The sequence below is a fragment of the Sphingobium limneticum genome (assembly GCF_008710165.1).
Lineage (GTDB): Bacteria > Pseudomonadota > Alphaproteobacteria > Sphingomonadales > Sphingomonadaceae > Sphingobium > Sphingobium limneticum.
In genome coordinates this window covers 18,633-31,289 of sequence record NZ_VYQA01000027.1, presented here as the reverse complement: position 1 = coordinate 31,289, position 12,657 = coordinate 18,633, and the positions used below count along the sequence as shown (strand labels likewise).

At 63.9% G+C, this 12,657-nt stretch carries 16 protein-coding genes; 14 read left to right on the top strand and 2 right to left on the bottom strand.

Annotated elements, in window-relative coordinates; all coding sequences use genetic code 11:
• The 3 genes from F4U95_RS22265 to F4U95_RS24685 all read left to right on the top strand — a co-directional run.
• Positions 1-381 (top strand): Arm DNA-binding domain-containing protein (locus F4U95_RS22265; protein WP_246171685.1); only part of this gene is annotated, 381 nt, incomplete at its 5' end.
• 12 nt (positions 382-393) lie between these two features.
• Positions 394-543 carry a phage integrase central domain-containing protein gene (locus F4U95_RS25580; RefSeq protein ID WP_425505088.1) on the top strand — a complete coding sequence of 50 codons (150 nt, stop codon included), beginning with the start codon at positions 394-396 and terminating at the stop codon, positions 541-543.
• Positions 544-724: 181 nt separating this feature from the next.
• Positions 725-898, top strand: a complete 174-nt coding sequence (locus F4U95_RS24685) for a hypothetical protein (RefSeq protein ID WP_161600439.1) — start codon at positions 725-727, stop codon at positions 896-898.
• Between the two features lie 310 nt (positions 899-1,208).
• Here the strand turns inward: F4U95_RS24685 and F4U95_RS22260 are convergent, their stop codons facing one another.
• Positions 1,209-2,513 carry a radical SAM protein gene (locus F4U95_RS22260; protein ID WP_120253512.1) on the bottom strand — a complete coding sequence of 435 codons (1,305 nt, stop codon included), beginning with the start codon at positions 2,511-2,513 and terminating at the stop codon, positions 1,209-1,211.
• A 131-nt stretch (positions 2,514-2,644) separates the two neighbouring features.
• On the opposite strand from F4U95_RS22260, the gene F4U95_RS22255 reads away from it, so the two are divergent.
• Complete coding sequence (locus F4U95_RS22255) at positions 2,645-3,307, top strand: OmpW/AlkL family protein (protein WP_120253513.1); 663 nt, start codon at positions 2,645-2,647, stop codon at positions 3,305-3,307.
• A 34-nt stretch (positions 3,308-3,341) separates the two neighbouring features.
• On the opposite strand, the gene F4U95_RS22250 is transcribed toward F4U95_RS22255, so the two are convergent.
• The gene (locus F4U95_RS22250) at positions 3,342-3,689 is read right to left on the bottom strand and encodes a hypothetical protein (RefSeq protein WP_120252852.1); all 348 of its coding nucleotides are present in this window, start codon (positions 3,687-3,689) and stop codon (positions 3,342-3,344) included.
• 106 nt (positions 3,690-3,795) lie between these two features.
• Between F4U95_RS22250 and F4U95_RS25280 the strand changes: the two genes are divergently transcribed.
• The 10 genes from F4U95_RS25280 to ccoG all read left to right on the top strand — a co-directional run bounded on the left by F4U95_RS25280 (position 3,796) and on the right by ccoG (position 12,655).
• Entirely contained in the window at positions 3,796-4,263 is a 468-nt protein-coding gene (locus F4U95_RS25280) for a hypothetical protein (RefSeq protein WP_232016164.1), read from the top strand.
• Entirely contained in the window at positions 4,257-4,526 is a 270-nt protein-coding gene (locus F4U95_RS25275) for a universal stress protein (RefSeq protein WP_232016166.1), read from the top strand. The genes F4U95_RS25280 and F4U95_RS25275 overlap by 7 nt, the downstream gene beginning before the upstream one ends.
• A gap of 20 nt (positions 4,527-4,546) precedes the next feature.
• Complete coding sequence (locus F4U95_RS22240; RefSeq protein ID WP_120252853.1) at positions 4,547-5,701, top strand: sensor histidine kinase; 1,155 nt, start codon at positions 4,547-4,549, stop codon at positions 5,699-5,701.
• A gap of 13 nt (positions 5,702-5,714) precedes the next feature.
• Positions 5,715-6,344 (top strand): response regulator FixJ, encoded by a 630-nt coding sequence (gene fixJ / locus F4U95_RS22235; RefSeq protein WP_120252854.1) that lies wholly within the window; start codon positions 5,715-5,717, stop codon positions 6,342-6,344.
• A gap of 318 nt (positions 6,345-6,662) precedes the next feature.
• Positions 6,663-7,406 carry a Crp/Fnr family transcriptional regulator gene (locus F4U95_RS22230; protein ID WP_120252855.1) on the top strand — a complete coding sequence of 248 codons (744 nt, stop codon included), beginning with the start codon at positions 6,663-6,665 and terminating at the stop codon, positions 7,404-7,406.
• 191 nt (positions 7,407-7,597) lie between these two features.
• Positions 7,598-9,259 (top strand): cytochrome-c oxidase, cbb3-type subunit I, encoded by a 1,662-nt coding sequence (ccoN, locus tag F4U95_RS22225; protein WP_120252856.1) that lies wholly within the window; start codon positions 7,598-7,600, stop codon positions 9,257-9,259.
• A 12-nt stretch (positions 9,260-9,271) separates the two neighbouring features.
• Entirely contained in the window at positions 9,272-10,021 is a 750-nt protein-coding gene (ccoO, locus tag F4U95_RS22220; RefSeq protein ID WP_120252857.1) for a cytochrome-c oxidase, cbb3-type subunit II, read from the top strand.
• Positions 10,018-10,188 (top strand): cbb3-type cytochrome c oxidase subunit 3, encoded by a 171-nt coding sequence (locus tag F4U95_RS22215; RefSeq protein WP_120252858.1) that lies wholly within the window; start codon positions 10,018-10,020, stop codon positions 10,186-10,188. The genes ccoO and F4U95_RS22215 overlap by 4 nt, the downstream gene beginning before the upstream one ends.
• Entirely contained in the window at positions 10,181-11,092 is a 912-nt protein-coding gene (gene ccoP, locus F4U95_RS22210; protein ID WP_120252859.1) for a cytochrome-c oxidase, cbb3-type subunit III, read from the top strand. The genes F4U95_RS22215 and ccoP overlap by 8 nt, the downstream gene beginning before the upstream one ends.
• Positions 11,093-11,221: 129 nt before the next feature.
• The gene (ccoG, locus tag F4U95_RS22205; RefSeq protein WP_120252860.1) at positions 11,222-12,655 is read left to right on the top strand and encodes a cytochrome c oxidase accessory protein CcoG; all 1,434 of its coding nucleotides are present in this window, start codon (positions 11,222-11,224) and stop codon (positions 12,653-12,655) included.
• Positions 12,656-12,657: the final 2 nt, after the last annotated feature.

The following is a 12,657-nucleotide window of genomic DNA, read 5'->3' as shown; positions in this document are numbered from 1 at the left end:
GAATCGCGGCAAATCCCAGGACATCGATTTGCATTTGGGGGTATTTTCTGGGGTAATCGCCAGCGTTCAGCAGGAGATCCCCCCATGCCGCTCAAGGAACTCGAGGTTCGTTACGCCACGAAGCGTTCGAAGGATTACAAGCTGGCAGATGGCCAAGGCCTTTATCTGCTTGTCCGCCCAACAGGCTCGCGCCTTTGGCGCATGAAATATCGGTTCGACGGCGAAGAGAAGCTGCTTTCATTCGGACGCTATCCTGAGGTTACTCTCGCACAGGCACGGCTACGTCGCGCGGAGGCCAAGCTCGCCCTTGCCAGGGGCGAAGATCCTGGACCCAAGGCGGCAGCGCCAATCGTCAGCTTTGAGGTTGCGGCCCAGGCCTAGCATTGCGCTCGGGTGAGCGCCCTTGAGCCTGGCCATGCAGCCCGTATCCTTTCGCGTTTGGAGCGGGACGTGTTTCTGGTGCTGGGGCAGCGAGATATCAAGATAATCTCAGCCGCCGTTATATTGGAGATGCTCCGTGCGAAGGCGAAGAGCCAAAACTGAATGGCTTTCTCAAAGATTTCAAAGACCGGATAAACGACAGCACGGCCCACGTGAGCATTTATGTCACGCACCTGACCGTGGACATGGACAGACTGACCAACGACGGAGATGCATTCACCGGATCGTTCTTCGACAATCTTGGCCTGCATGAGACGCGGGCCTTCCTAATGAGCCTTTGTAGATGATAATGCTGATCGTGGAGACGATGCGACACGCGAACGAGAAGTCTCAAGGCGTCGGCATGAAAAACGGTCTTCAGCAGGAAATCCATCTCTATGCCAATGTCGTAGATGGATACCGGGAGGCGCTGGGCAAGGTTATGCGCCGCGAAAAGGAAGCCACATCGCTAGTTTGAGCAGAGCAGCAAGCCGGTGCCGGGATCCGCCACTTAACGTCGTCCAGTGACTCATTTTCATTTCTTTGAAGCGGTCATTCTTTTAGGTTCAGCAGATCGCTACGCACTGCCCCGCCTTTCGCGGTCGGAGTTGCACAGCAGAACATGGCAGGGACCGCCCGGCACGGGTCGCGTTGGGGGCTGGCGATGCCGGGGCGGTACCCAGCCGGGCGGCGGCCTGCCGCAAAAAAGGATGGCGCGCGGGGTCGCCGGAGCCGGCAGCGCACCGGCCGTCAGTGTGAAGCAGGCGACCACTGCCAGCCAAGCCGCGCTAGACCGCATGGCTGAACCGCTCTTCCTCGGCCGCCAGATAGGGGTCAAACCGGGCCGCGATGACGCGCGCATAGGGGCGAGCGGCGGAGGTTAGCAGCACCCCATCCTTGCTACACTGGACCAACCCCAGCTTTTCGAGATCTGACAGGTCGGGCATCGGTATTGCGCCCAGATGCGCCTCGCCTCGGCAGAGCAGCGCCTCAATGATGCGGCCCCGCCGCCGGTCGTAATCATCGCGGATTAGCCCGCGCATGGCGGTCAGCCGGCCAGCGGCAACCCGATCGCGCCAAGCTCCCGCGCGTTTCTCATTCTGGATCAGTAGATCGGGAAACGCGCTGATCGCGCTCGCCCCCATGCCGATCAGCACATCGGCATCATCATCGGTAAAGCCCTGAAAATTGCGCCTCAACTTTCCGTCGCGCGCGGCCCGCGCCAATGAATCGCCGGGCAGGGCGAAATGGTCGAAGCCGATCGCCTGATAACCCGCCGCAACCAGCCGGTCATGCCCCTGCGCCGCCATGGCGAACCGGCTTACGAGGTTGGGTAGGTCGCTGGCGTCGATCCGCTGCTGACGCGGCAGCAGGCGCGGCATGTGGGCATAGCCGAACAGCGCGATCCGTGCCGGCGCCATGGCGATGCTGGCCTCCAGCGTCGCGACCAGATCGTCCATCCCCTGTCCGGGCAGGCCATACATCAGGTCGAACCCCACAGACACCCCGGCGCGGGCGAACCCCTCCGCCGCGCGCTCCACCATGTTATGCGGCTGGACCCGGCCGATGCGTGCCTGCACCGCCGGTGTGAAGGTCTGGACGCCCAGATTGACGCGGTCCACTCCCATTGCCGCCATCGCCGCGATCCACTGGCTGTCCAGCCGGCGCGGGTCCAGCTCGACCGATACATGGGCATCACCCGCATCGAAGCAGCGGGTCAGCTGCTGCAACAGCCGGATGAAATCGACTAGCGGCAGCGAATTGGGACTGCCTCCGCCAAAGGCGATTCGCCGCACCCGCCCCCGCCCACCAAGCCGGGCGGCGATCATCGCCATTTCCCGTTCCAGCGCCTCGACATAGGCGGTCAGGCGCTGAGTGCGATTGGCCGCACCGGTGTTGCAGCCGCAATACCAGCATATGTCATGGCAATAGGGGATGTGGAGATAGAGGGAGAGCGGCGTGTCCGCCTCCATCCCATCCAGCCGCGCCAATAGGTCCGCCTCACCCACGGCGTCGCTGAATTGGGCGGCGGTGGGATAGCTGGTGTAGCGCGGCACCGGGCGGGCGAGCAGATCGAGATGATAGGTCCACATGGCTGCCGGATCGCACAGGCGCGACTTCCACGCATTGCGCCACGTCAAATTGCAGCTTGCGCCGGATCAATGCCGGGCTGATCGACCGGGCGCAAAGGGCGGTCACCAACCGGAAGGGAAGGAGACTCCTAATGAACAGGAAAGCCATTTTGCTGAGTGCCGCCGCCATCGTCGGCGCACTCGCCACCCCGGCACAGGCGAAGCAGGGCGACGTGCTGATCCGCGTGCGCGGCATCATGGTCGCGCCCAATGAGAAGAGCGGTTCGGTGCTACCCGGCTTCCCCGGCGAGAAGGTAAGCGTCGACAATGCGGTGACGCCCGAAGTCGATTTCACCTGGATGGCTAGCGACCATATCGGTTTCGAGTTGATCGCCGCGACCACCAAACATACGGCCAGCGGCCGGACCGGCACGACCGGTTCGATCGGCAAGCTGGCCTCGACCTGGGTGCTGCCGCCGACGCTGACGGCCCAATATCATTTCCTGCCCGACGCCAAGGTCCGCCCCTATGTCGGCGCGGGCGTCAACTATACACTCTTCTACAATGAGGATGCGTCGAGCGGTCTGGAAGGTGCGGTCGGCAAGACGAAGGTGCATATGTCCGACAGCTTCGGTTGGGCGGCGCAGGCGGGTGTCGACATCGACCTCAACGAGCGCATGTTCCTCAATATCGACGTCAAATATATCGACATCGACACCACGGCGCGCCTGTCGACCGCGGCAGCGGGCGTGCAGAAGGTGCGCGTCAGCCTCGACCCGCTGGTCGTGGGCGTGGGGATTGGCTTCAAACTGTAGTGGGCGGAGCGGCGGTCCGAGCGGGCCGCCGCTTTCAGGCTGCGATGGCCTTGACCTCGAAGGGCAGGGCCTGCCCATCCGGCTCGATCAGCATGAGATGACTACCCGACCGGATCATTGTCGCCTCTATACGGAACGACGGGTCATGTGGGGCATAGGACAGCGTCCACCCCTCCGCCGTGCGCAGCAGATGGCCATGCTGGTCCGGCTCGTTCGGCCAGAAGCGGCGCACGGTCGCATATTCGGGATGGTGGCGATATTCCTGCTCGTCAATCCGGCCGTCCGGGGCGATCGGCAGACGCATCACATAGCTGCGCGCGGCCGACCCATTGGGGAACGCCGGAGTGCGGGCTAGTTCCAGGCGTATCGTGGTCCATGTCATGCCAGTTTGAATCCCTTTTCAGGCCCGGAAATGCTATAAGGACTATCCCTGATAGTGATCGCGCGGGGGCAGGCATAATCGGGGCATGAACCGACGGAGATGCGCCATGAAGACGATCCTGCTGCATATTCATGATGACCATGGCGCCGATAGCCGCTTGCAGGTGGCCTGCGACCTGGCCCGTGCCGGGCTGGCCCATGTCCAGTGTGTCCAGGTGACGCCGATCCCGGATATGATCGCGGCCGGCGCACAGGACGGCATGGGCTATGCCCCCATGGTCGCGGCCGAACTCCACGCCATTGACGAGGCGTTCCGGACCCGTACCGAAGCGCATTTCGCGCAGGAGGATGTGGCATGGGACTGGCAGTCGATGCAGGGCGACAGCCTGCCGGGCCTGCTGTCCGCCGCGAAACTGGCCGACATCATCGTGGCCAGCTTGCCCGAAGGCGGCCGGAGCAGCCTGCGCGATCCTCTGCCGATCGTGCCGGATCTGGTGCTCGGCGGGCGGACGCCGGCGCCGCTCTACGCGCCGCCGTGCCTTTGCTCAAATTGGCTGAGGCGGTGGATGTGGTGACTGTGGAGGAGGCCGACAGCGCCTTCCCTGCGACGGATGCACCCGCATATCTCGCCCGCCATGGCATAAAGGCGCAACTACACAGCTGGTCCCGCACCGACCGCCCGACCGAGATCGCGCTGCGCGACGCGATGGCCAGCCTGCACGCCGACTGGGTCGTCATGGGTGCCTTCGGCCACAGCCGCTGGCGCGAGCTGATCTTCGGCGGCGTCACCCGCTCGCTGCTGCGCACCGCGCCCGTGCCGCTCTTGCTGGCGCACTGAAAGGACGGCATGATCCCCCGATGGCAGTAGCGGACGACGACACCGACGGATTGGGCTTGCGCGATCATAGTCTGGAACAGGCGTTGCTGGGGTCCATCCTGACCACCGTGCCTGATGCGCTGATCGTCATCGACATGCGCGGGCGGATCGTGTCCTTCAGCCCGGCGGCGCAACGCATGTTCCAATATGCCGAAGGCGACGTGCTGGGGGAGAATATCTCCATGCTGATGCCCTCGCCCGATCGGGAGCGGCATGACGGCTATATCGACCATTATCTGACCACTGGCGAACGGCGGATCATCGGCATTGGCCGGCTGACCAGCGCGCGGCGGCGGGACGGATCGACCTTCCCCATCGAATTGTCGGTGGGGGAAGTGGAGACGGAAGGCCGCCGCCTGTTCACCGGCTTCATCCGCGACCTGACCGAACGGCAGCAGGCCGAACGACGCGTCGCCGATTTACAGGCCGAACTCGCCCATGCCGGGCGCGTCACCGCCATGGGCACGCTGGCCGCCGCGCTGGCGCATGAACTGAATCAGCCGCTGACCGCGATCGCCAATTATATGGAGGCGGGGCGCGATCTGCTAGAAGGGGATGGCCCCGTCGATCGCGATATGCTGCGCGAAGCGATGAACGAGAGCGCGGGGCAGGCGCTGCGGGCGGGGGAGATCATCCGCTCGCTGCGCGAATCCATCAAGCGCGGCGAAACCATGCGCCAGTCCGAACCCTTGCGGGGGTTGCTGGCGGAGGGTGCGGCTCTGGCCTTCATTGGCATCGACAGCCGGGGCATCGACATGGACGTCAGCGTCGATCCTGCCATCGATCGCGTGTTCGTGAACCGGGTGCAATTGCAGCAGGTGGTCATCAACCTCGTCAAAAATGCGGTGGAGGCGATGCAGGACAGCCCGGTGCGCATCCTGCGCGTAACCGCTGCCCCCGCCACCGACGTACCGGGCAAGGTTGAGGTGATCGTGGCCGACAGTGGGCCAGGGCTGGACCCGGATATGTCGCGCACGCTCTTCACCCCTTTTTCGACGACCAAGGCGCGCGGCCTGGGCGTGGGCCTGTCGATCAGCCAGACCATCGTAGAGGGGCATAGCGGCCGCATATGGGCCGGACCCTCATCCTGGGGCGGCACCGCCTTCCACTTCACCCTCGATATCGCCGAAGACTGAGCCGGAGACGCGCATGAGCGAGCCCTATCCCATTTATGTCGTCGATGATGACGATGCGATCCGCCGGTCGCTATCCTTCATGCTCAAGACGAGTGGTTATGCCGTGCGCCTGTTCGACGGGGGGCATGAATTTCTGAAGGAGGCGGCCGCCCTGCCGGCCGGATGCGTGCTGCTGGACGTGCGCATGCCCGATATCGACGGCATGGCGGTGCAGAGTGAGCTGCGCACGCATGGCGTGATGCTGCCGGTGGTCATCATGACGGGCCATGGCGACATCGACATGGCGGTCGCCGCGATGAAGGCGGGCGCCAGCGACTTCATCGAAAAGCCGTTCGAAAAAGCGGCATTGATTTCCTGTATAGAAGCTGCCCACCGCCAGTCGATCGCGGCACGCGGCGCCAGCGCCCGCGCTCAGGAGGCGCAGGCGCGACTGAACGTGCTGACCGACCGGGAACGTGACGTGCTGAACGGGCTTGTGGACGGGCTGCCTAACAAGAGCATCGCTTATGATCTGGGCATCAGCCCAAGGACGGTCGAAATCCACCGCGCCAATTTGATGCAGAAACTGGAGGTGAAAAGCCTCGCCGAAGCGCTGCGCATAGCATTTCACGCGGGTGAAGGGATGGAGGCGACGGGCGGGTGATGGCCCTATTCGTCACCCCAGCGAAGGCTGGGGTCGCAGGAGGGGAAGCGCATGGCGGCCTGAAATCCCGGCCTTCGATAGGATAACAGTAGGTGGAGCAATCCAGCACTGCTGCCCCCCATCCTTGCTATAGACACCGCGACAACCACACCCGCAGCTCTCGCAACAAAATTTCCAACATTTGTTCGCAAATGTCGCAGTAGGTGGGAAATGTGCGAAGTTAAGCGCGCAATCTCCTACTCCGAACTGGCCGATCCCACCCATCTCTAGGGACATTTACGGATAGGTCGCGGCCTGCCGCCGCGTCATGCAGCGGGCATGGAAATGCGATTTGACATGGCGCAAAACGGCGCCCTTCCGCCCGTGGCTCGCTCCTGTGGCGGGCAGTCCTGCGAAAACTGCGTGGTCCGCGATCATGCCATTTGCGCTGGCCTCGATGATGCCGATCGCGACGCGCTCAGCCGGATCGGGCGGCGCGTCACATTGCAGGCCGGTCAGACGGTGATGTGGGAGGGGGGCGACAGCACCGTGGTCGCCAATGTGATCGACGGGACGCTGAAACTCGCTACCTCCACCGGCGACGGGCGTGAGCAGATCGTGGGCGTGGTCTATGCTGCCGACTTTATCGGTCGCCCCTTCGGCGCACGCACGCCGCATAGCGTGACAGCCCTGACCGACGCACGGCTGTGTCTGTTTCCGCGCGGCAGTTTCGACGGCTTTGCCCTGCGCCATGGCGAATTGCAGCATCGCCTTTTGCAGCGAACGCTCGACGACCTGGACCGCACCCGCGCCTGGATGCTGCTGCTGGGTCGCAAGACCGCGCGAGAGAAGGTCGCGACCTTCCTGCTCGACATGGGGCGACGGTTGCGCGCGGATGCGGACGGCGTGATCGACTTGCCCCTGTCGCGCCAGCAGATTGCGGACGTGCTGGGCACGACCATCGAAACCGTCTCGCGTCAGATGACCGAGATGAAGCGCACGGGCGTGATCGATCTGGTCGGCCGGCGCGGCGTGCGGCTGGTGGACAGCGCCGCGCTGGAGGCGCTGACGGAGGCGGGCTAGAACCTGCTTAATCCAGATAGCCATTCTCTGTCATCCCCGCCTTCGCGGGGATGACGAATGGAAGGGTGCCTTCTCCTCTCCCTACGCACTATCCCGTAAAGACCCCGCCGCCCGCTTTTGACAAGGATCAAGGCATAAGCGCGGCGCCTGTCCGATGGAGCACCGCAATGAGCTGATGCGGGGACAAGTCGATGGACAGATTGGTGATGCGGACGGGCGGCTGGTTCGCGCTGGCGCTGATCGCCTTTGCGGCGATGCTGGCGGCGCGCGACGGCGGCTTTGCCGTCCATATGGGGATCGTGAGCGCGATCGCGCTGGGGCTGGCCGTCTATGCCATGCGCAGCGCCGACTATGCGGGGTTTGCGCGCGGTCTGTTGAAGATGCCCGCCGATCAGGGCAAATATTATGACGACGTCATCCGCTGGGGCGTGATCGCGACCGTCTTCTGGGGCCTCGCCGGTTTCTTGGCGGGTCTCTATATCGCGCTCCAGCTGGCCTTCCCGGCGCTCAATCTTGGCATCGAATATACCAGCTTCGGCCGCCTACGCCCGCTGCACACATCGGCGGTGATCTTCGCCTTTGGCGGCAATGCGCTGATCGCGACCAGCTTCTATGTCGTGCAACGCACCTGCCGCGCGCGGCTCTTTGCGCCCAAGCTCGCTGACTTCGTCTTCTGGGGCTATCAGCTCTTCATCGTCCTGGCCGCGACCGGCTATCTGCTCGGTATGACCGAGGGCAAGGAATATGCCGAGCCGGAATGGTATGTCGACATGTGGCTGACGATCGTCTGGGTCTGCTATCTGATCGTCTTTGGCGGCACCGTCATCAAGCGCAGCGAACCGCATATCTATGTGGCGAACTGGTTCTACCTCGCCTTCATCCTGACGATAGCGATGCTGCACATCGTCAATAACCTCTCCATGCCGGTCAGCCTGCTCGGCTCCAAAAGCTACAGCGCCTTTGCCGGGGTGCAGGATGCGCTGACGCAATGGTGGTACGGCCATAATGCGGTGGGCTTCTTCCTGACCGCCGGCTTCCTGGCCATGATGTATTATTTCGTGCCCAAGCAGGCGGAACGGCCGGTCTACAGCTATCGCCTGTCGATCATCCATTTCTGGTCGCTGATCTTCCTCTATATCTGGGCAGGTCCGCACCACCTCCATTATACCGCGCTGCCCGACTGGGCGCAAACGCTGGGCATGGTCTTCTCGATCATGCTGTGGATGCCCAGCTGGGGCGGGATGATCAACGGCCTGATGACGCTGAACGGCGCCTGGGACAAGATCCGCACCGATCCGATCATCCGCATGATGGTGATGGCGCTGGCCTTCTACGGCATGTCCACCTTCGAAGGGCCGGTCATGTCGGTGAAGGCGGTCAACAGCCTGTCCCACTATACCGACTGGACGATCGGCCATGTGCATAGCGGCGCATTGGGCTGGAACGGCCTCATCACCTTTGCCTGCCTCTATTATCTGACGCCGCGCCTTTGGAGGCGGGAACGCCTTTACTCGCTGCGGTTGGTGAACTGGCACTTCTGGCTCGCGACGCTGGGGATCGTCCTCTACGCCGCCGCCATGTGGGTCGCGGGCATCATGCAGGGGCTGATGTGGCGGGAATATGGGGCCGACGGCTATCTCGTCTACAGCTTCTCCGAAGTCGTGAGCGCGATGCTGCCCATGTATCTCATCCGCGCGGCGGGCGGCCTGCTGTATCTGAGCGGCGCGATCATCATGGCCTGGAACATCGGCATGACCATCGCGGGCACGCCCCTGCGTACGGAAAAGCCGATGCGCGACGCGGCCTATGATCCGATCGCCGACAAGCCTCTCATCGCTGCCCAGCCTGCATAAGGAGACGCCAACATGGCTTCCAAATTCTTCGACCATGGCAGGCTGGAGCGGAATATCTCGCTGCTGGGCATCGCCTCTCTGATCGTCGTCGCCATTGGCGGCATCGTGGAAATCGCGCCGCTTTTCTGGATCGACAATACGATCGAGAAGGTGGAGGGGATGCGCCCCTATACCCCGCTCGAACTGGCGGGCCGGAACATCTACATCCGCGAAGGCTGTTACAATTGCCACAGCCAGATGATCCGCCCCTTCCGCGACGAAACGGAGCGCTATGGTCATTACAGCCTGGCGGCGGAGAGTATGTACGACCATCCGTTCCAATGGGGGTCGAAACGCACCGGGCCGGACCTCGCGCGAGTGGGTGGTCGCTATTCGGACGAATGGCATGTCCAGCATTTGAAAGATCCGCGCGCCGTGGTGCCGGAGTCCATCATGCCGACCTATCCTTTCCTCGCCGAGCGCGAGTTGACGGCCGGCGACATGCGCGACGACCTGACCGCGCTGGGGCGGGTGGGTGTGCCCTACAGCAAGGATGATGTGGCCAAGGCGAACGCAGATCTGGCCGCACAGGCCGATCCAAATGCCGACGCCAGCGACCTCCTCAAACGCTATCCCAAGGCGCAGCAGCGCGACTTCGACGGCAATCCCGCCAGGCTGACCGAGATGGATGCGCTGGTCGCCTATCTCCAGATGCTGGGCACGCTTGTCGATGTGGACGCGGCCAAGCCCCAAGAAGACCAGAAAGGGGAGCAGCCGCGATGAGTTACGATGCCTTGCGCCACTTCGCCGACAGCTGGGGGCTGGTCTTCATGGGGGCGACCTATCTTGTCCTCGTCGGCTGTCACTTCCTGCCGCGTGGCCGCCGACACAGCCGCCACGCCTCCACGATGATCTTCCAGAGTGATGAGACGGAGGCCGATCATGGCTGACGGACAGGACAAACATATCGACGTTGCCACCGGCACTGAATTGAAGGGCCATGAGTGGGACGGAATCGCCGAACTGGACACGCCGCTGCCGCGCTGGTGGCTGTGGACCTTCTATGCGACCATCCTCTTCGCGATCGGCTATGTGATTGCGTATCCGGCGATCCCGATGCTGCACGATTATACGCGCGGGGCGCTGGGCTGGTCGAGCCGGGGGGCGCTGGACAAGGAACTGGCTGCGCGGGAAGCGGAAGTCGCGCCGTTGCGGCGAGCGATTGCGGACACCGCCATCACCGACCTGCCCGCCAGGCCGCAACTGATGCAGGCGGCGGTCGAGGGTGGTCGCGCCGCTTTCAAGGTCCATTGCGTCCAGTGCCATGGTTCCGGCGCGGCGGGCGCGAAGGGCTATCCCAACCTCAACGACGACGACTGGCTGTGGGGCGGCGATCTCGCCACGATCGAAAAGACGATCACCGACGGCGTGCGCAACCCCGATCATGCGGAGACGCGCGTATCGATCATGCCCGCATTCGGCCGCGACCAGTTGCTGACCGGCGCGCAGGTCAATGATGTATTGGCCCATGTCCGCGTCATCAGCCGACAAGACAAGACCAGCGCCGCATCGCAACGGGGGGCGAAGGTCTTCGCCGACAATTGCGCGGTCTGCCACGGCGCGGATGGCAAGGGGACGCGGGTGCTGGGCGCCCCCAACCTGACCGACGGCCTCTGGCTCTATGGCGGCGACGCGGAGACGATCCGCGAAACGGTATGGAACAGCCGTCAGGGCGTGATGCCGCGCTGGGACGACAAGCTCGACAAGGCGACCATTCGCATGCTTGCCACCTATGTCCATAGCCTGGGCGGCGGCGAGGCGGCGCCAGTGGAAGCGGGCAATGGCGCGCAATAATCTCTCCGCTTCCGTCACCCCGGGCTTGACCCGGGGTCCAGCTGCCTTTTTCAACAGGCGCGAAGAAGAAGTGGGATCCCGGGTCAAGCCCGGGATGACGGAGATTTTAAGACCCAACGGAATCCCGCCATGCTGATGTCAGCCGGTTCTTCCGATCTCTATGAGAAGCGCAAGGGCGTCTATCCCAAGGCGGTCGACGGCTTCTATCGGCGCCTTAAATGGGCGATCATGGCGATGACGCTGGCCATTTACTGGGGCACGCCATGGCTGCGCTGGGATCGCGGGCCTTATGCGCCCGACCAGGCGGTGCTGATCGATCTGGCGCACCGGCGCTTCTATATGTTCGCGATCGAAATCTGGCCGCATGAATTTTATTATGTCGCCGGCCTGCTCATCATGGCGGGGATCGGGCTGTTTCTGGTGACGTCGGCGGTGGGGCGGGCCTGGTGCGGCTATGCCTGCCCGCAAACGGTGTGGACCGACCTGTATCAGCATGTCGAGCGCGCGATTGATGGCGACCGCAATGCGCAGATCCGGCTGGCGAAGGCACCATGGAGCGCGGCGAAGCTGGCCCGCCGCCTTGCCAAATGGGGCATCTGGCTGGCGATCGCCTTCGCCACCGGCGGCGCCTGGATCTTCTACTTCGCAGATGCGCCCGGCCTTAGCCATGCGTTCTGGACCGGCGGCGCTGCGCCGGTCGCCTATGCGACCGTGGCCGTGCTGACCGCGACGACTTTCCTGCTGGGCGGCTTCATGCGGGAACAGGTGTGCATCTATATGTGCCCTTGGCCGCGCATCCAGACCGCCATGCTGGACGAAACGTCGCTGGTCGTCACCTACAAGGACTGGCGCGGTGAGACGCGCGGCAGCGTGAAGAAAGCGCAGGCCAATCCCGCCCTGTTCGGCGACTGTATCGACTGCAATCAGTGCGTCGCGGTCTGCCCGACCGGCATTGACATTCGCGATGGCGCACAGGTCGGTTGCATCACTTGCGCCTTGTGCATCGACGCTTGCGACACGGTGATGGCGCAGGTGGGGCGGCCGCGCGGCCTGATCGACTATTGCACGCAGGAGGACGCGGAGGCGGAGAGGAAGGGCGCGGCGCCAAAGCCCGTGCTGAACAGGCTGCTGCGACCGCGCACTTTGGCCTATGCGGCGGTGTGGGTGTCGATCGGCGCGGCGATGCTGTTCGCATTGAGCGCGCGCACCCGGATCGACATTGCCGCGCAGCAGGATCGCAACCCGATCTTCGTGCGCCTGTCCGACGGGGCGATCCGCAACGCCTATATGGTCAAGGTCCGCAATATGGAGGCGCGGCCCCGCCCGGTCACGGTTGCCGTCGATGGCCTGCCCGGCGCGATGCTGTGGACCGACGCCATGCCGCGCGAGGCGGCCGCCCCCGCCGTCACCGCCACCGTCCCGGCCGACAGCGTGGCCAAGCTGCGCCTCTTCATCGCGGCGCCCGCCGCCGGCACCGCCCGGCAGGACTTCACCTTCACCGTGCGCGCCACCGATCGCGAAGGCGGCGGCGACAGCGAACCCGCCCGTTTCGAAAGGCCCTGAGA